This window comes from Halobellus captivus, from assembly GCF_007655485.1.
In the GTDB taxonomy this organism is placed as follows: domain Archaea; phylum Halobacteriota; class Halobacteria; order Halobacteriales; family Haloferacaceae; genus Haloquadratum; species Haloquadratum captivum.
The window spans coordinates 184,267-200,056 of sequence record NZ_VJXQ01000006.1; the positions used below are offsets into that span (position 1 = coordinate 184,267).

At 67.0% G+C, this 15,790-nt stretch carries 20 protein-coding genes and 1 tRNA gene; 7 read left to right on the top strand and 14 right to left on the bottom strand.

What is annotated here, in order from left to right:
* The 4 genes from FJT57_RS14525 to npdG all read left to right on the top strand — a co-directional run bounded on the left by FJT57_RS14525 (position 1) and on the right by npdG (position 2,191).
* A complete protein-coding gene (locus FJT57_RS14525) occupies positions 1-870 on the top strand; it encodes a TIGR01548 family HAD-type hydrolase (RefSeq protein WP_144906470.1) in 870 nt (289 codons plus the stop codon).
* A 6-nt stretch (positions 871-876) separates the two neighbouring features.
* Positions 877-1,254: a hypothetical protein gene (locus FJT57_RS14530; RefSeq protein WP_144906472.1), complete on the top strand. Its 378-nt coding sequence runs from the start codon at positions 877-879 to the stop codon at positions 1,252-1,254.
* Positions 1,251-1,448: a DUF7534 family protein gene (locus FJT57_RS14535; protein ID WP_144906474.1), complete on the top strand. Its 198-nt coding sequence runs from the start codon at positions 1,251-1,253 to the stop codon at positions 1,446-1,448. Before FJT57_RS14530 ends, FJT57_RS14535 begins: the two co-directional genes overlap by 4 nt.
* Positions 1,449-1,522: 74 nt before the next feature.
* The gene (npdG, locus tag FJT57_RS14540; protein WP_144906476.1) at positions 1,523-2,191 is read left to right on the top strand and encodes an NADPH-dependent F420 reductase; all 669 of its coding nucleotides are present in this window, start codon (positions 1,523-1,525) and stop codon (positions 2,189-2,191) included.
* A gap of 33 nt (positions 2,192-2,224) precedes the next feature.
* Here the strand turns inward: npdG and hisE are convergent, their stop codons facing one another.
* The 13 genes from hisE to FJT57_RS14605 form a co-directional block, all read right to left on the bottom strand.
* Complete coding sequence (gene hisE, locus FJT57_RS14545) at positions 2,225-2,527, bottom strand: phosphoribosyl-ATP diphosphatase (protein WP_144906478.1); 303 nt, start codon at positions 2,525-2,527, stop codon at positions 2,225-2,227.
* A gap of 87 nt (positions 2,528-2,614) precedes the next feature.
* Positions 2,615-4,474, bottom strand: coding sequence for a PINc/VapC family ATPase (locus FJT57_RS14550; RefSeq protein WP_144906481.1), 1,860 nt, complete (start codon positions 4,472-4,474; stop codon positions 2,615-2,617).
* Between the two features lie 102 nt (positions 4,475-4,576).
* The gene (locus FJT57_RS14555; RefSeq protein ID WP_144906482.1) at positions 4,577-5,236 is read right to left on the bottom strand and encodes a non-canonical purine NTP pyrophosphatase; all 660 of its coding nucleotides are present in this window, start codon (positions 5,234-5,236) and stop codon (positions 4,577-4,579) included.
* 96 nt (positions 5,237-5,332) lie between these two features.
* A complete protein-coding gene (locus tag FJT57_RS14560) occupies positions 5,333-5,614 on the bottom strand; it encodes a DUF5808 domain-containing protein (RefSeq protein ID WP_144906484.1) in 282 nt (93 codons plus the stop codon).
* A 252-nt stretch (positions 5,615-5,866) separates the two neighbouring features.
* A complete protein-coding gene (locus tag FJT57_RS14565; protein ID WP_144906486.1) occupies positions 5,867-7,498 on the bottom strand; it encodes a bifunctional N(6)-L-threonylcarbamoyladenine synthase/serine/threonine protein kinase in 1,632 nt (543 codons plus the stop codon).
* 33 nt (positions 7,499-7,531) lie between these two features.
* Positions 7,532-7,846 carry a 30S ribosomal protein S24e gene (locus tag FJT57_RS14570; RefSeq protein ID WP_144906487.1) on the bottom strand — a complete coding sequence of 105 codons (315 nt, stop codon included), beginning with the start codon at positions 7,844-7,846 and terminating at the stop codon, positions 7,532-7,534.
* Between the two features lie 99 nt (positions 7,847-7,945).
* The gene (locus tag FJT57_RS14575; RefSeq protein ID WP_144906489.1) at positions 7,946-8,479 is read right to left on the bottom strand and encodes a GTP-dependent dephospho-CoA kinase family protein; all 534 of its coding nucleotides are present in this window, start codon (positions 8,477-8,479) and stop codon (positions 7,946-7,948) included.
* Positions 8,480-8,484: 5 nt separating this feature from the next.
* A complete protein-coding gene (gene spt4 / locus FJT57_RS14580; protein ID WP_144906491.1) occupies positions 8,485-8,682 on the bottom strand; it encodes a transcription elongation factor subunit Spt4 in 198 nt (65 codons plus the stop codon).
* Positions 8,683-9,261 (bottom strand): DNA-directed RNA polymerase, encoded by a 579-nt coding sequence (locus FJT57_RS14585; RefSeq protein ID WP_144906493.1) that lies wholly within the window; start codon positions 9,259-9,261, stop codon positions 8,683-8,685.
* Between the two features lies 1 nt (position 9,262).
* On the bottom strand, positions 9,263-9,646 hold the full coding sequence (locus tag FJT57_RS14590; RefSeq protein WP_144906495.1) for a PIN domain-containing protein: 384 nt from the start codon (positions 9,644-9,646) through the stop codon (positions 9,263-9,265).
* 43 nt (positions 9,647-9,689) lie between these two features.
* Complete coding sequence (locus FJT57_RS14595; protein ID WP_203229199.1) at positions 9,690-10,919, bottom strand: translation initiation factor IF-2 subunit gamma; 1,230 nt, start codon at positions 10,917-10,919, stop codon at positions 9,690-9,692.
* Positions 10,920-11,071: 152 nt separating this feature from the next.
* Positions 11,072-12,562 (bottom strand): DUF402 domain-containing protein, encoded by a 1,491-nt coding sequence (locus tag FJT57_RS14600; RefSeq protein WP_144906499.1) that lies wholly within the window; start codon positions 12,560-12,562, stop codon positions 11,072-11,074.
* Entirely contained in the window at positions 12,562-12,933 is a 372-nt protein-coding gene (locus FJT57_RS14605; RefSeq protein WP_144906501.1) for a DUF7532 family protein, read from the bottom strand. The genes FJT57_RS14600 and FJT57_RS14605 overlap by 1 nt, the downstream gene beginning before the upstream one ends.
* Before the next feature lie 116 nt (positions 12,934-13,049).
* Here FJT57_RS14605 and FJT57_RS14610 point away from each other — a divergent pair, with 116 nt between their 5' ends.
* Entirely contained in the window at positions 13,050-14,054 is a 1,005-nt protein-coding gene (locus FJT57_RS14610; protein WP_144906503.1) for a PrsW family intramembrane metalloprotease, read from the top strand.
* Between the two features lie 49 nt (positions 14,055-14,103).
* On the opposite strand, the gene FJT57_RS14615 is transcribed toward FJT57_RS14610, so the two are convergent.
* Positions 14,104-14,757, bottom strand: a complete 654-nt coding sequence (locus tag FJT57_RS14615) for a riboflavin synthase (RefSeq protein WP_144906505.1) — start codon at positions 14,755-14,757, stop codon at positions 14,104-14,106.
* A 122-nt stretch (positions 14,758-14,879) separates the two neighbouring features.
* Between FJT57_RS14615 and FJT57_RS14620 the strand changes: the two genes are divergently transcribed.
* Together FJT57_RS14620 and FJT57_RS14625 are read left to right on the top strand one after the other, a co-directional pair.
* Positions 14,880-15,575, top strand: coding sequence for a DUF7114 family protein (locus FJT57_RS14620; protein ID WP_144906507.1), 696 nt, complete (start codon positions 14,880-14,882; stop codon positions 15,573-15,575).
* A 71-nt stretch (positions 15,576-15,646) separates the two neighbouring features.
* Positions 15,647-15,718 (top strand) — tRNA-Thr (locus tag FJT57_RS14625).
* Positions 15,719-15,790 lie beyond the last annotated feature (72 nt).

Genomic DNA, 15,790 nt, shown 5'->3' on the forward strand with positions numbered 1-15,790 from the left:
ATGCACGCAGACGCGGTCGTCCTCGACATCGACGGCGTCCTCCTCGACGTCGCCGACTCCTACCGGCGCGCAATCGTGGAGTCCGTCGAGCGACTGTACGGCCGGACGATCGACCGCGAGGAGGTCCAACTGTTCAAAGACGCGGGCGGATTCAACAACGACTGGGACGTGACGTACGCCGCGGCGCTGTACGTGCTCGTCGACGACCGCGAACCGATCGATCTGGCGGCGTTCGCAGACCGGATCGAATCCCGCGGCGGCGGCCTCGACGCCGCGGAATCGGTCGCGGCCGACCACCTCGACGAAACCGACCTCGCGGCCGTTCGCGAGGCGTGGGACCGGACCGGACTCAGAGACGCGTTCCAAGCCCTGTACCTCGGTGCGGAGCTCTATCGCGAACTCGAAGGCGGCGAACCGCCGTTCGAGACGGCGGGCTACATCCACGACGAGCCGATCATCGTCGAGCCCGAGACGCTGGAGGCGATCGCGGCCGAGGCCGACGTGGGCGTCCTCACCGGCCGCCCGGCCGCCGAGGCCGACATCGCGCTCGAACGCGTCGGACTCGACCTCCCCGAGGAGCACCGCTTCACGATGGACGACTGGGACGAGGGCAAACCGCACCCGAACGCGCTGACGACGCTCGCAACGCGGTTCGGTGCCGAGGGCGTCGCCTTCGCTGGCGACACCCTCGACGACGTGAAGACCGCGGTCAACGCCGCTGAGGTCGACCCCGATCGAACGTACCACGGTATCGGCGTCCTCACCGGCGGGCTGACCGGCAAATCCGGACGTGAGGCGTTCGGATCCGTCGGCGCGGCCGCCGTCGTCGACTCCGTGAACGATCTTCCCGAACTGCTCTTCGGGGAGTGACGGAACGTGAACGCGCTCCGAATCGAGCGACTGGCGTGGGCCGCGATCTTCGCCGCCGTCGTCGCGGTCGGCGTCGCACTCCTGCTCGCTCCAGATCCGACCGGAGTGATCTCGATCGTTGCGGGCCTGGTGACGTTCGCTACTGTGGCACCGATCGCCGCGCGGTTCTCGCTCCGTTCGATCTCGCCGCACGCCGAGCCGGGAGATCAGACCGTTCGATACGCGGTGTTCTTCGCGGTCGCCCTCGCCGGGCGTCTCGCGTTCGGGCGGTTCGGCTACGACGGGTTCGCCGCGAGCGCGCTCACCTTCGCGGCGGCGTGGCTCGTCGCGATCAACGCCGACTGGCTGAATCCGTGGCGCTGGAATCGAGGTGACGCGTCGTGACCGACGTTCGATCCGATCTGCTCCGTTTTATCGGGGTCGTGCTCGCCGTCGACGCGCTCGGCCTCGTCGTGTGGCAGTTGCTCCCGCCGGGGACGTCCGCGCGGACGATCGTGCTGTTCGGAACCCTCCTCGTCGCGCCGCTGCTGGGCTTTCTCGTCGTGTACGCCCCGGCGCTGTCCCGCGCTCCGCGATAAACGAGTCCCGCTGACTGGACCCCGGAGAGCCGACGCTCGCAACTCTTTACCCGATCGCTTTCGCACGCCTACGTATGCGAATCGCACTGCTCGGCGGTACCGGGGAGCTCGGCCGAGGTCTCGCGCTCCGCTGGGCGTTCCACACCCATCACGACGTCGTGATCGGCTCGCGCGACCCCGACGCCGCGCACGACGTCGCCGACGAGTATCAGGGGATCCTCGCCGACCGCGGCCGGGACGTCAAGATCACCGGCTTCGAGAACGCGATGGCGGCCGACCGCGCCGACGTCGTCGTCCTCGCTGTTCCGCCCTACACCGTCACGGACACGGTCGAATCGGTCGCGGGCGGACTCCGCGAAGGAGACGTCCTCGTCACCCCCGCCGTTGGGATGCGGCGCGACGACGACGGGGCGCACGCGCACCTGCCGTCAGCGGGTAGCGTGACGGCGCTCGTCGCCGACGCAGCGCCCGAGGGTATCCCAGTCGTCGGCGCGCTGCACTCGCTCCCGGCGGGTCGACTCGCCGACCTCGACGCGGATCTCGGCCTCGACACGCCCATCGTCGCCGACGACAACCGGGCGAAAGCCGTCGTCGCCGGACTCGTCGGCGACGTCGACGGCCTGCGCGCGCTCGACGCTGGCGGACTCGCGAACGCCGCGGAAGTGGAGTCGCTGACGCCCCTGTTACTCAACGTCGCGCGGGAGAATCCAGAGATGCGCGATGTCGGCGTGTCGTTTCGGTAACGGCGCGGCGGTTCCTGTCCGAAATAGAGCTATTTAGAATCGGTCCCGAAGCTCCGTTCGGAGGTCGTCGAGCGTGACGTCCTCCATCGCGAGGAGCACGAGGAGGTGATAGACGAGGTCCGCGCTCTCGGCGAGCAGTTCGTCCTCGTCTTCGTCCTTCGCCGCGAGTATCGTCTCGGTCGATTCCTCTCCGATCTTTTCGAGCACGGCGTTTTTGCCCTTCTCGTGGGTGAACAGAGAAGTGGTGTAGGATCCCTCCGGAAGCGTCTCCTTTCTGTCCTCGATCGTTGCGAACAGCTCGTCGAGGACGTCTTCTGCGGGCGTGTCCGAGTCCATATCCCCGCAAGTCGGCGTCGGGAAAAGAATCGTCCGGTTCAGCGCCGTTTCGCGTGATTCGCGGTTCGCGTGTTCTGCTCCTGCGGTTCAGGCCGTATGGACCGTGATCTGCTGTCGTCGGTCGATCGCCTGCTCGAGCTCGTCCGCGATGGCGCTGCCTCGCGACACTTGGATGTCGCCGCCGCGGCCGACCGTCGCGGTGAACAGGTACTCGCTGTCGGCGCGGATCTCGACGGTCTCGCCGACGTGCTCGTCCATCCGGATGACGACGTGCCGCGAGGTCACTTCGGGCGTGACGACGACGCCCTCCGACGCGCCGGTGTCAGAGCCGCTCGAACCTCCCGACCCGCTCGACCCGTCGTGACCCGGTTTTTCGTCGTGGGTGCGGACGTCGATGTCGATGCCGAGTCGGTCCTCGACGTCCGAGATGCGGCCGCCGCCCTTGCCGATCACGTAAGAGATGTCGTCCTCCTCGACGTAGACGACGGCCGTGTTCTGCCCCTGCAGTTCGACGTCGACGTGGCCGCGCGCGATCGAGCGGATCTCGCGTTCGATCTCCTGACGCGCGAGGCGACCGACGCCGGTCTCGTCGCTCCCGTTTCCGTCGCCGATCGGGACGGTGACGACCTGGCGGTTGAACGTGTAGATCTCGTACTCCGGCTTTCCGGTCTCGAAGTCCGCGACCTGAATGACCGGTCGCGCGAGGTCCTCGGCGGTGAGACCCTCGGGGACCTTCACCTGCGTCGTCACGTCGTAGACGGTGTCGACGCGGCCGTCCTCGATATATACGACAGTGTCGACGACCTGCGGGATCATTCCGAGTTCGACGCGGCCGACGAGTCGCTGGAGGGCGTCGATCGCGCGGGTCGCGTGGACGACGCCGACCATCCCGACGCCAGCGAGGCGCATATCTGCGAAGACGCCGAAGTCCTTCGTCTTCCGCACCTCGTCGTAAATCGTGTAGTCGGGGCGCACGAGGAGCAGCGAGTCGGCCGTTTTCTCCATATCGCCGCCGAGGGCGGTGTACTGGGTGATGTCGGGGCCGACCTGGAGGTCTCGGGGCTTCTCCATCGTCTTGACCGCGTAGTCGCTGTCGGTGAGGAACTCCGCGACCGCCTGCGCGAACGTGGACTTCCCCGCGCCGGGCGATCCGGAGATGAGGACGCCGCGCTGGCGCTCTTTCAGGCGGTCTCTGAGTTCGTCGGCGAACTGGTAGTCGTCGAGGTCGGTCTTGACGATCGGCCGGACGGCGGTGATCTCGATGCCGTCGGCGAAGGGCGGTCGGGCGACGGCGATCCGGTAATCGCGGAACTGCACGATGCTCATACCGGGCTCCGAGAGTTCGAGAAAGCCCTCCGAACTGCTTCGGGCCGTCTCCTCGATGTCGTCGGCCCACTCCTTCATCGTCGCCTCGTCGCTGACCTCGTCGCGGATCGTCTGGTAGTGCATCTCGCCGATGGCCCCGCGTTTCGCCTTCGGCTTCGTTCCCGTCTTCAGGTGCACCGACATCGTCTGGTCGTCGAAGAACTCCTCGATGATGAGTTCGCCGGAGCCCCGGACGCGCGGCTCGACGTACTCCGCGTCGAGGCCTTTCGCCTTCGCGACCTCCGATTGGACGACGTCGCTCGTGAGCAGCGTCGCGCCCTCCTCCTCGGCGACGTCGCGGATCAGCGCGTCGATGTCGCCTTCGTGGGCTCCGGTGGACTCGCTGGGTTTCGTGCGGCGTCCGACGTACCGGACCTCGATCGCCCCGTCGTCCGCCAGCCTGGTGAGCCGCTGCAGCTCTTCGAGCCCCTCCCAACCCGTGTCGAAACCCTCGTTGGCCTGCGATTCGAGTTCGGCGACGACGGCCTCGGGGACCAAAACCGCCTCGACGTCGTCGCCCGACTCGACCCGCTCGGACACGCGGCCGTCGATGACCGCGCTCGTGTCCGGCACTAATTTCATACGCCGGGATTCGTTCGGCGGACGGATAAGGCTATAGACTGCGCGTTTCGCTGTTCGCTCCGCGTTCCCCTCCGACGGGAACCGGATTCCCGATGGCTCCGCTCACTCCCCTCGCTCTGGGAACCACTCGGCGAACTTCGCGAAGGCCCGGCCCCGATGCGAGACGGCGTTCTTCTCCGCCGCGCTCATCTCTCCGAACGTCGTCCCGTCGTGCTCGAAGACGGGATCGTAGCCGAAGCCGCCGTCACCGCGGGCTTCGACGATCCGACCGCGGACGGTTCCGTGGAACAGCTTCACCGGCAGCGCTTCGCGGCCTTCGGCTTCATCACCCACGCTCTCGTCACGCTCCCGCGCTTCCCCCGCCGCGGCCGCCGCGCTTCGGTCGTCGCGGTCGACGGGATCCGGAGAGGCCTCGAACGGCGCGCCGTCGCAGTACGCGAGCACGCACCGGAACGAGGCTCGCGGGGGCTCGTCGAGCTCGCGAGCGACGAGCCGCTGGACGGTTTCGACCCCCAGCGTATCTTCGACGTAGGCGGAGTACGGGCCGGGGAAACCGTCGAAGCCCTCGACGAACAGGCCCGCGTCGTCGACGAGGACGGGCTCTCCGGCGTGGCGGTAGGCTTCGCGCGCTCCGCGTGCGGCGATCGGTCCCAACTCCGACGCCTGTATCTCGGTGTAGTCGTAATCTAGCTGCTCGACACCGTCGAGGTACTCGCGCGCTTCGCGCACTTTCCCCGCGTTCGTCGTGACGTAGCGAAGCATCTACCCAACCCTGCGACGAGTCGAGAGAAAGTAGCGTCGGTTCCGGGGCGACAAGTGGGTGGAGGCGGCCCGACTACGGGCCGTTTCAGAGGACGCTCAGTCGACGATAACTTCGACCGGTCCGTCGTCGCCCTCGTCGGCTTCCGGTTCGTTGCTGCCGCGGGATTTCTGCTCCTGCCAGAGGAGGCCGCCGACCACGAGCAGCGCGACCCACGAGCGCCAGTTCGCGAGGTTGAGCGTGTAGCCGATCCCGAAGGGCTTCTTCACGAGCATACTCTGTCCGGGCTTCCAGTACGAAGAGAGCATTCGACCGATCGACGGCCGTTCGAAGTTGTACGGAATCCCGAGAATCTCGCCCTGCTTCGGTTTGTCTACCATACGTTACCGTACGCCGGGCTGTCATAAATCGTTTTGGCATCGACCGACGGCGACGCTGCCCCGTGAATACGAACGAGTGACACGGAGGTTTATATCGAATCGAGCGGCCAGCAGGGGTGTGACCTGAGTGGCGCCCCGCGTCGTCTGCGGTTGCTCGGTACAGCGACGTGGGTTCAAAAGCCGACGATGGCGTCGGAAACGTCGCCGCAAGCGAGTACCGACTGTTCGCCCCCATTCGCCTCCTACGGTGAGCTACTGCGTCGCCGACTGATACCGGCCGCGACCTTCGACCTCGCGGAGTCGCGTCCGGACCTCCTCGTCACCGACCGCGGCGTACCCCTCTTCGACGGCCGCAAGCAACGGCGCTGGCTCTGCGGCGGTCCCGGCGACGCTCTGCTTGAACACGTGGATGTCCATCGCGTGATCTTCGACGTGCCCGGTGTGATACCCCAGGCCGAAGTCGATGAGGTACGTCCGCTCGTCGTCGACGCGGACGTTCCGCGTGGTGGGATCGCCGTGGACGAACCCCGCCTCGTGAATGGCGGCGAGGTGCCGACCGACCGCTCGACACCGATCCGCCGTCAGCGCCGCGGCGAGGTCGTCGTCGCCGACGCGCTGGAAGACGAGCGTTCCCTCCGCGGGGTCGACGTCGTAGACGACCGGCGTGGGGACGCCGACGCGTCGGGCGGCGCTCGTGAGCCGCGCCTCCGCACGCGTGCGGTCGGCGCGAAGCCGGTCGTCGAGCGCCGCGTGCCGGTACGTTTTCGGCACGCGACGTTTGATCACGCGGTCCGCTCCGATCGACACTGTCGCCTCCGCACCACGGATCTCCCCGGAGGCCGTCGGATCCCTGACGACCGATTCGTCCGCGCCGCGCCAGCTCACCGCCACCTGATCCGGGCGGAAGTTCGGATCGATCGACGAGTCGGCGACGTCGATCGTGTCCCCGGCGGCGTACATCTTCGCACCGAGCACGGCGATCATCCCGGCGTTGTCGCGGAGGAACCGCGGTTCGGGCGCGTAAAACGCCGCCCCGCGCTGCTCACACATCGATTCGAGCATCGCTCTGAGTCGCGCGTTCTGGCCCACGCCGCCGCCGAGGACGAGCTCGTCCGTCCCCGTCAGCGACAGCGCCCGCTCTGCGACCTCGGTCAGCATCGCGAAGATCGTCTCCTGAAGCCCGGCGCAGACGTCTTCGACGGGGACGCCGTCGTCGACGGCGTCCTTCGCGGCCGACATAATCCCCGAGAAGGAGAAGTCCATCCCCTTGACGACGTACGGGAGATCGTGGTACGCTCCCTCCCTTGCCCGTCGCTCGACCTTCGGTCCGCCGGGGTGCGACCAGCCGAGATGACGCGTGAACTTGTCGATCGCGTTCCCGACGCCGGTGTCCATCGTCTCGCCGAGGATCCGATAGCGGCCGTTGTGGTACCCCAGCAGGTGCGCGTTCGCGCCCGAGGCGTTCAGACAGACCGGGGAATCGAAGCCCGATCGGTGGCGGCCGATTTCGAGGTGTGCGACCATATGGTTGACGCCGACGAGCGGCACCGAGAGCGTCTGCGATAGCGACCGCGCCGCGGTGCCGACGATACGGAGACACGGTCCGAGCCCGGGTCCCCTGGAGAAGGCGATGGCGTCGATATCGAGATCGTTGCCGTCTTCGAGCGCGCCGTCGACGTCGTCAGCGGTCGCCGCCGCGTGATCGAGAATCGTCGAGACCACCTCCGGAACGGCCACGCCCATATGCTCGGCCGCCTCGCGCGGGTGGATGCCGCCGCTCTCCGGTTCATATGGGTCGGACTCGATGACGACCTCGTCGGTCTCGGTGTCGTAGAGCGCGGCGCTGGCCGCCCAGGCGGTCCCTTCGATTCCGACGATTCGCATCGAAAAGTGGTGTTGGTCGCGCTGTGCGCCGAACTATGCCTCTTCGGCTTCCGGCTCTGCGCCCTCGTCGGCCTCGATCTTGTTCCGGTCGAGCATATAATCCTGCTCGATGTCGCGGGCGAGGTCCGGGGAATCGTAGACTTTCGCGTAGCCGACGGTCTTTCGCATCCCGAACTTCGTGTCGAGTTTGTGGACGACGACCTCGTCGGAATCCTTGTTCAGTTTCGCGGCGAGGCTGTCGCGAACGGAGAGCCGCGAGGGGGTCGCGTCGTCGTGAACGATCTCGAATCGGACGTCGGACCGATGCAACATCGGGTTCCCGTCCTCGGAGATGATGTCGATTTCCATGGTTCAGTTGTCCTACCATCCACCCGAAAGGAGTAAAAGGATTTCGAAGGGCCGAACGCGGCGGGGAACGCTCGCCCCGACTCCGTTGTCCTCGTGTGACTACCCGTCGACGCCCATCGCGGCCAACGCGCCCGCGACGTCGCCGTCCATCCGCTCGATCAGCGATCGCATTTCGGCCTTCGCGTCTTCGGTCACGGCGACGCGGACCATTCCCTCGTCAGGTTGCCCGTACACGACCGTCGCGCCCAGCGGTGCGATGAGGACCGCCGGGAGCGCGGCCAGATCCTCCTCGCCGTCGACGACGATTGTGACCGTCTCGTCGGCCGCGACGGCCGCTGCGAGCGTGGCGAGAAGCGACTCCGAGAGCGCACCGGGTGGGTTCTCGACGTCGCGCCGGTGCTCGGGGTCTGCGAGCGCCTCGCGGATCTCGGCGTCGACGGCCTCGCGCTTCGTCTTCCCGTCGACGATCGCGACCGACGGGGAGTGTCCCGCGCGTCGGAGGTGGTAGGTGACGACGTCGCCGACGGCGATGATCGGCTCTCCGGCCTCCGCGAGCAACGCCTCTGTATCGGTGTAGACGGGGCCGAGCGGATCTTTGAACGAGCCGCGGAGATCCTTTGGCAGCGTGAGCATCCCGATTACCGGACTTTCAGCGCGTAGCCGCCCGGTTCGTTGACGTTCATCTCCTCGGCGATCTCGGATTGCTCGGGGTGCGTGATGACGACGTAGCCCGCCCAGTCCTCGGTGAGACTGCTCGAGCCGCAGTTTTCACACGCCTGTGCGTCGCCGTGGTTGATGTAGTGACACTCCCGACAGGCGAGACGGGACGTGGCCATCTACTCTCCCTCCGCGCTGGTTGCGGCGGTGCTGGCCTGACGGTCGGCTTCGAGCCATCCGTGCTTGCCGAGCCCCGGCTGCTTGGCGGTGAGACCGATCTTCGAGTCGCGCGGGTTGCGTTCGTCGATACTCTTGGTAACGACGCGCACGCGGACGGAGTCGCCGACCGCGAGTGTCCGGTTCGATTCCGTCGACGCGAGCTGTTGGTTCTCGCCGTCGTAGGCGAGGAATTCATCGGAGATCTGGGAGACGTGCAGCAGTCCGTCGACCGGTCCGATACCGACGAACGCGCCGAATTCGACGACTTCGACGACTTCCCCGTCGACGACCTCCTGCATCGAGGGGTCGAAGGTGATCGCGTCGAACTCCGCCTCGTAGTAGACACCGGCGCGACCGGGGAGCACCGTCCCCTCGCCGATATCGTGGACGTCGACGACGCTGACGACGCTGCCGACGTCCTCGTCCATCCGTCCTTCCAGTTTGTCCTGCAGGAGCCGCTTGACCCGCTGTGGCGTCACATCCGCGAGGTGCGCTGGTGGCACCTCGACTGTGTCTTTGAGTCGTACCCGTTTGTACATGCTATGGTTCTGTTATTTCTAATGTGTTTCGACCCCTTAAACCGATTACGCGAACGCCGCGTTCGAGTAACCGATCACGGAGCGGCCTGTCGTTGGTGAGGACGTATCCGCCCTCCCGTTCCGCGAGTTCGACCACCGCGTCGTCGGCGTAGGAGACGCCGGTTTCGACGACGCGACACCGCGAGACGAGATCGCTGCCCACGCTCGCCGCCGTCGCCTCGGCACCGTTTCCCGCCGCACTGAGCTTTTCTAACTCGGCGACGACGGCGCGGGGGACGACCAGATCGGCGTTCGCACCGACGAGTCGATCGAGCTCGTCGAAGACGCGCACGTCGAGTTCGATCGGCATCATCAGCGCGTTCGTATCGAGTATCACAGTCGTCATCTCCTCTCGTGTGCTGTCTTCCGGCTCTGTGGTCGTCGCGCGGTCACTGCAGCGTGCCGATCCCGATGAGTCGCCAGCGCGCGCCGACCCGGCGGTTGATGGCGATTTTCGCGCCGGATTCGGCGCAGACGGGGCGCTTCAGCGACACTTCGGCCTCTCCCGAGCGCGCGCTCGTGACCGCGCCGACGGTCGTCGCGGTGCCGACAGTGAGCATCAGCGGCTCGCCGGTCGAAATCTCCTCGACCGAGCCCTCGTCCTCGCCGACGATCCGATCGAGCAGTTCGACGTCCATCGTGAACTCCTCGCGCGTCGGCGGCAACGTCCCGGGTTCGCCCGCGACCTGTCCGGCGAGGGCATCGCCCTTCGTGAGGCTCGGATCGAGCCCCGTGCCGATGCCGCAGAGCCCGCCCGGTCGGACTTCGTCGACCGAGCGACCGCCAGCCTGCAGCGATCGGATCTCGGTCGTGATCGGTTCCCACTCCGTGGAGCCGCCCTCCTCGACTTCGCGGCCCGGCCGGAGTTCGAGATCCTCGCCCGTGGCGAGTTTGCCCTGTACGACCGATCCGCCGACGACGCCGCCTTTCAGGTCCTCCCACGTCGTCCCCGGGCGGTTGATGTCGAACGACCGCGCGGCGAACAGCCGCGGGGACTCCGACTCGTCGCGCTCGGGCGTGGGGATCTCCCGCTCGATCGCGTCGATCAGGAGATCGATGTTGACTTCCTGCTGGGCGCTGACGGGGACGATCGGCGCGTCCTCGGCGACGGTGCCCTCGACGAACTCCTGGATCTGTTCGTGGGACTCGACCGCGCGCTCGCGGTCGACCAGGTCGATCTTGTTCTGCGCGATGACGATGTTCTCGATCCCGATGATGTCGAGCGCCATCAGGTGCTCTTCAGTCTGGGCCTGCGGGACGTCCTCGGTCGCGCTCACGACGAGGACGGCCCCGTCCATAATGGCCGCGCCCGAGAGCATCGTCGCCATCAGCGTCTCGTGTCCCGGCGCGTCGACGAAGGAGACCGTCCGAAGCACCTCGGTCTCCTCGCCGTCCGGGCCGGTCTCCTCGACCGTGTAGCACTCCGGCGGGTCGACGCCGGGAACCTTTCGGAACGTGGCGTCAGCGTAGCCGAGTCTGATGGAGATACCGCGCTTCATCTCCTCGGAGTGCTGATCGGTCCACGACCCCGACAGCGCCTGCACGAGCGTCGTTTTCCCGTGGTCGACGTGCCCGACGAGTCCGATGTTCACCTCCGGTTGTTGTGTTTGTTGTGTCACCATTGACCTCCTAGAGAGTAATCTTGGGTGCAATTCGCCGCGAACGACTGATAAACTTGCTGTTCTCCACCCGACGGGCGACGTGGGACTGGATTACACAACCGGCCTGCGGGCGTTCTGCACGGACATCGAACGGACGTCCCGGATCGACATCACTCCGACAGCGCGCGAACGAGGCTCGCCGCCACCGATCTCGCCTTTTCCGCGGCCGATTCGGGAACGGCTCCGGCTTCGACCGCCGCGTCGAGTTCGTCGTCGTCGACGCGTTCGACGGTCCCGTCGGGGTGTTTCACGACGTCGACGTGGAGATCGATGTACCTGATCTCGTCGGGGAAGCACTCGACGGGCGTGCAGACGTTGACGTACGTCCCGCGTAGTTCGCCGTCTGCGCTCCGGTAGACGGTCGGATACCACCAGCGACCCTCGCGGAACTTCGTCAGTGCGGTGTCGCCCGCTTCCCGCGACGTCCCGAGTCCGTCGTAGGTGCCGCCACCCGAGAGCGTCCGGGTGACCGACACGGTGCCGTCGACGTCCCACTCCGTCACCTCGGCGCTGCCGAGCGAGAACGCCCGGCCGTCCGGTTTGCCGTGCGTGATCTCGACGGTGTCGCCTTCGACCGGGCCGAACTGCCGCGCCACGACGGCGAACGGGAAGTCTGTATCAGCGTCGGCGTCGGCGCTCGCGAACCCACTCTCCCCGCACAGGGCTTCCGCGAGGTCGACGCCCGCGCTCGCGGCGTCGCTGGCGGCCTTCGTGCGGTGGTGCCCGGGCATTGTCGCCGTCACGTTCCGCCTGTGCTCATCGAGCGCGAAGCGGGACTCGCGGCCGAACCACAGCCATCGGCCCGCCGCGGGTGTGGCGACCGCTCGGGGAGTCTCGGCTTCGCTCGTGCCCTCGCCAGTCTCGTCGCCGAGCGCCGCAGCGAGGTCGTCCGCGCGTGCCGCCGCCCGTTCGAGCGCGGCCGCCAACGCCCCCATATCGGCTCGCGTGGCCGCGTGGGACCACTCGATCCCCCACCCGTCGGGGACCGTAATGGAAAGCAGGTCGGTCATTCCCGCGAGTTCCCTCCCCGCGGTGTCGTCGCGGGTGTCGACCGAGACGCCGTCGGACCCGCGAACGAGCGTTGCGAATCCGACGCGCGCACGGATTTCGGTTCCGAGTCGAGCGCGACGGTCGACCCACGACGGCGCGCTCTCTCTGACCTGCACGCGGACGGAGTCGCCGGTTTCGAGGTCGTCGTCGGCGTCGCCGTAGGGGAGAAACCCCTCCGCGCTGCCGAGGTCGCAGACCGCGCCGGAGCCGAGCGTTTCCGTCACTCGGGCGTCGAACACCGCCCCCGGCGGCGTCGGGTCCGCCCAGGCGAACGCGTCGCGGGCGAGGCCCCGAAGTTCGGCGGCGACGCGCCCGACTGCGTCGGCGTCGCCGTCGATACCGACGCCTTGGCGGTCCCGAGTGGTCGCGACGGTGACCTCGTGCGCATCGTCGTCGAACTCGGCGTCGAAGCGTTCGCGGATCGGCTCGGAGGCCTGCACGACGTCGACGCCCGCGTCGAGCAGGAGCCGCGTCACGGCGGTCGTGTAGATGCCGCGGACGCGAACGCGCGGTGAGGTCTCCCCGCTTTCGGAGTCGCTATCGCCGCTCATTACAGCGCGTCCTCGTCGCGGGCGAACCGAACGCGGCCGTGAACCGTCGGGCCGAGCGTGAGTTCGACGACATCGTCGGAGAGGATTCGTCCCCCTTCGACCGGGACGCCCCAGGTCTCAAAGCGAAGATAGCCGCGGAGGTCGCTGCCGTGGGTGAACAGATCGAGGTATTCGACGGCGTGTTCGTTGATCCCGCCGCCGCTGTGTGCCATCTCCATATCCGAGTAGACGACGTCGCACGCGAGGAACGCCTCCAATCGGTCGGCGTCCCGATCGACGGCGTCGGCGACGAGATCGGAGGCGTCGCGGATTTCCTCGCGGGAGAGCCCGACGTCTCGAAGCGCCTGCTGCGTCCGTTGGTCGAAGTGCATCTTGCTAGCCGCTACGGGCGGGCCACCTTTGAATCTCATCGATATCGATCCCGCCGTCGTCGAGTGCGTTGTTCGCGCCCGAAGACCTTAGTCCGACGCGCGAGAACCAGATTTCGATGCAGGAGAGACGGGACCCGATCGAAGAGGCCGCGGACGATTCGATGGACCTCTACGACGTGGCGACGTGGAACGTTCGAACACCGCTCGATAAGGCGTCGTCGCTCATCTGGCGAATCCTGGCAGGATCGGCTCGTCTCGCCGTGGTGTTTCTCGCCTTCCTCCTCCTCCTCGGGATCGGCGGATTCGCGGCGCTGACGGACCCCCAGGTCGGCCTGCTTACTGCCCTCTCCGCGATCCCGGCGATCGGATTGGCGGCGTACGTCTACTCGACGGACGTCACGTCGAACGAGCCGCTGACGCTGTTGGTCGCGACGTTCCTGCTGGGGGTGCTCACCGCGAACTTCGCGGCCGTTCTCAACACGGTCCTCCAGCCGTACTTTCAGGCACTCGGATTTCTGGGGACCGCGTTGTTTTTCTTCCTCGTCGTCGGCCCGATCGAGGAGACGGTGAAGCTGCTCGCTGTCAGGCTGTACGCCTACACCGACGACCGGTTCAACGCCGTCCTCGACGGCGCGGTCTACGGCGCGATGGCTGGTCTCGGCTTCGCCGTCATCGAGAACGCGATCTACATCACCCGGCAGCTCCCGGCTCAAGAGTTGGACCTCGGCCTCGAACTCATCGGGATCGGCGGCGGGATCACGGCGATCAGAGCGCTCGCCGGTCCGGGACACGTGATCTACTCGGCCATCGCGGGCTACTACCTCGGGCTCGCGAAGTTCAATCCCGGCAATCGCGGCCCCATCGTCGTCAAAGGCATCATCCTCGCGGCGCTCATCCACGCGACGTACAACACGACGGTCGGAATCGGCTCAGCCGTGATCGCCGCGATCACCGGCCTCTCGGGTATCGCGCCGTTTCTCGTCTACGTCGTGATCTACGACGGGATTTTCGGCCTGTTCCTCCTTCGGAAGATCCAGAAGTACCGCAACGCGTACCACGACGCGCACGCACCCGCCAACACCGAGGCCGACTTCGACTCCGAACTGACCGAGTTCGAGTGAGCGGTCGATCCCGACTCGGCCGACCGGGCCCGACGTGCCACGCCGACAATCAGTTCGATCCGAGCGCGTCCCGGTACCCCGAGACCATCCGCTCGACGTACTTCGCGATCACGTCGACCTCCAGGTGGACCGGCTCGCCGACGGCCTTCTCCGAGAGCGTGGTTAGCTCGTAGGTCGTCGGGATGATCGCGACCGCGAACCGCTCGGAGCCGCGGTCGGCGACGGTGAGACTGATGCCGTCGAGCGTGACAGAGCCCTTCTGTACCACGTACTGCGACACCGACGGCGGGAGCGCGAACTCGAAGAACCAGTCGTCGCCCACCCGCTCGATTCCCGTCACCTTCGTCGTCGTGTCGACGTGACCCTGCACGAGATGACCGTCGAACCGTCCGTCGGCGGCGAGCGCCCGTTCGAGGTTCACTCGATCGCCCGCCGCGACGTCGCCGAGATACGTCTTCTCGACGGTCTCGGCCGCGAGAAACACCTCGAATTCGGCCTTCGGTTCGGTCTGAAACTCCTCGACGGTCAGACAGACGCCGTTGACCGAAATCGACTGCCCGTGATGGAGGTCGTCGTAGGCGACGCCCCCGGCTGATTCGGATGCGGGAGACGCGTCGTCGACTTCGATGCGGAGGCGTCGCCCGCCCTCGTCGTCGGTCGCCTCGACGACGGTGCCCGTCGTCTCGACGATTCCGGTGAACATACTCTCGGGTTCGTCTCAGTTCTGAAAAGCGTCTCGAAAGTTTCGTTATCGCGATCGCGCACCCGAATCGATCCGAGAGGGTTTCCAAAGGTCTTTGCCGCTCCCGTCGCTAGGAGGTGTCGATGGACGACGCCGTGCGGGTCCGTGACGCCGCGCGCGAAGCGGTCGCGGACATCGCGCCCGACCGCCTCCGGGAGGTGCTGTTCGAACACCTCTCGGCCGCGCCGATGACACCTGCCGTGTTGGCGCTGGTGAGCGCTCGCGCACCCGATACTGGAGTGGAGACGGACGCCGACGGGCTCGCAGAGCGGGCCGCGGGCGTGCAGTTGATCTACGAGGGTCTCCGACTGACGCGTTCGCTCGCCCGCGAGGAACCGTGGACGGCGGCGCTCGAAGACGGCAGCGGCGATATCCAAGCCGACCTCGACATCCTCGCCGCGGACGTGCTCGTCTCCCGCGGCTTCTACCTCCTCGCTCGGACGGACGCCGCCGACCGCGCGGTCGACGTGGTCCGCGCGTTCGGCCGGGATCAGACCCTCCGGCGCGGCGACGGCGCGGACGTCGACGCCCTCGATCGCAACCTCGAATCGGACGTCTTCGCGCTCGCCGTCGTCACCGGAATGACGGCCGTCGGCGCGACGCCCTCGCCCGCGGTGCTCGAATACGCGGCGGACCTCGGCCGCGACTGCGACGCCGACGGCGAGTTACAACCCGCCGACGCGGCCTTCTCGGAGGCGACCGCCGAGCGCATCGCGTCGCTCTCGGCGGTCGGGAGCGGTTCCGACGATCGAGTGCCGTCGTCCGCGACCGATTCGTGACGTCGTTGGATCGACGGACCCGACAGGCGAATCGAAACCCCTAAAGACGAATCCGCGCTACGGACAGGTGCGCCTGGGTAGCTTAGCGGTAAAGCGCGTCCTTGGTAAGGACGAGACCCCGGGTTCAAATCCCGGCCTAGGCTTGGGCCAGTTCCTTCACACCCAATACGCTATTCTAGTGGGATCTGTGCAGGGTCGTTTCTGCTGTCGACGGG

Bases quoted from the DNA above. Each gene is read 5' to 3' on its own strand.
- FJT57_RS14525 (WP_144906470.1), top strand. From the start codon at position 1: ATGCACGCAGACGCGGTCGTCCTCGACATCGACGGCGTCCTCCTCGAC.
- npdG (WP_144906476.1), top strand. From the start codon at position 1,523: ATGCGAATCGCACTGCTCGGCGGTACCGGGGAGCTCGGCCGAGGTCTC.
- hisE (WP_144906478.1), bottom strand. From the start codon at position 2,527: ATGGACTCGGACACGCCCGCAGAAGACGTCCTCGACGAGCTGTTCGCA.
- FJT57_RS14550 (WP_144906481.1), bottom strand. From the start codon at position 4,474: ATGAAATTAGTGCCGGACACGAGCGCGGTCATCGACGGCCGCGTGTCC.
- FJT57_RS14555 (WP_144906482.1), bottom strand. From the start codon at position 5,236: ATGCTTCGCTACGTCACGACGAACGCGGGGAAAGTGCGCGAAGCGCGC.
- FJT57_RS14560 (WP_144906484.1), bottom strand. From the start codon at position 5,614: ATGGTAGACAAACCGAAGCAGGGCGAGATTCTCGGGATTCCGTACAAC.
- FJT57_RS14565 (WP_144906486.1), bottom strand. From the start codon at position 7,498: ATGCGAATCGTCGGAATCGAAGGGACCGCCTGGGCGGCCAGCGCCGCG.
- FJT57_RS14570 (WP_144906487.1), bottom strand. From the start codon at position 7,846: ATGGAAATCGACATCATCTCCGAGGACGGGAACCCGATGTTGCATCGG.
- FJT57_RS14575 (WP_144906489.1), bottom strand. From the start codon at position 8,479: ATGCTCACGCTGCCAAAGGATCTCCGCGGCTCGTTCAAAGATCCGCTC.
- spt4 (WP_144906491.1), bottom strand. From the start codon at position 8,682: ATGGCCACGTCCCGTCTCGCCTGTCGGGAGTGTCACTACATCAACCAC.
- FJT57_RS14585 (WP_144906493.1), bottom strand. From the start codon at position 9,261: ATGTACAAACGGGTACGACTCAAAGACACAGTCGAGGTGCCACCAGCG.
- FJT57_RS14590 (WP_144906495.1), bottom strand. From the start codon at position 9,646: ATGACGACTGTGATACTCGATACGAACGCGCTGATGATGCCGATCGAA.
- FJT57_RS14600 (WP_144906499.1), bottom strand. From the start codon at position 12,562: ATGAGCGGCGATAGCGACTCCGAAAGCGGGGAGACCTCACCGCGCGTT.
- FJT57_RS14605 (WP_144906501.1), bottom strand. From the start codon at position 12,933: ATGCACTTCGACCAACGGACGCAGCAGGCGCTTCGAGACGTCGGGCTC.
- FJT57_RS14610 (WP_144906503.1), top strand. From the start codon at position 13,050: ATGCAGGAGAGACGGGACCCGATCGAAGAGGCCGCGGACGATTCGATG.
- FJT57_RS14615 (WP_144906505.1), bottom strand. From the start codon at position 14,757: ATGTTCACCGGAATCGTCGAGACGACGGGCACCGTCGTCGAGGCGACC.
- FJT57_RS14620 (WP_144906507.1), top strand. From the start codon at position 14,880: ATGGACGACGCCGTGCGGGTCCGTGACGCCGCGCGCGAAGCGGTCGCG.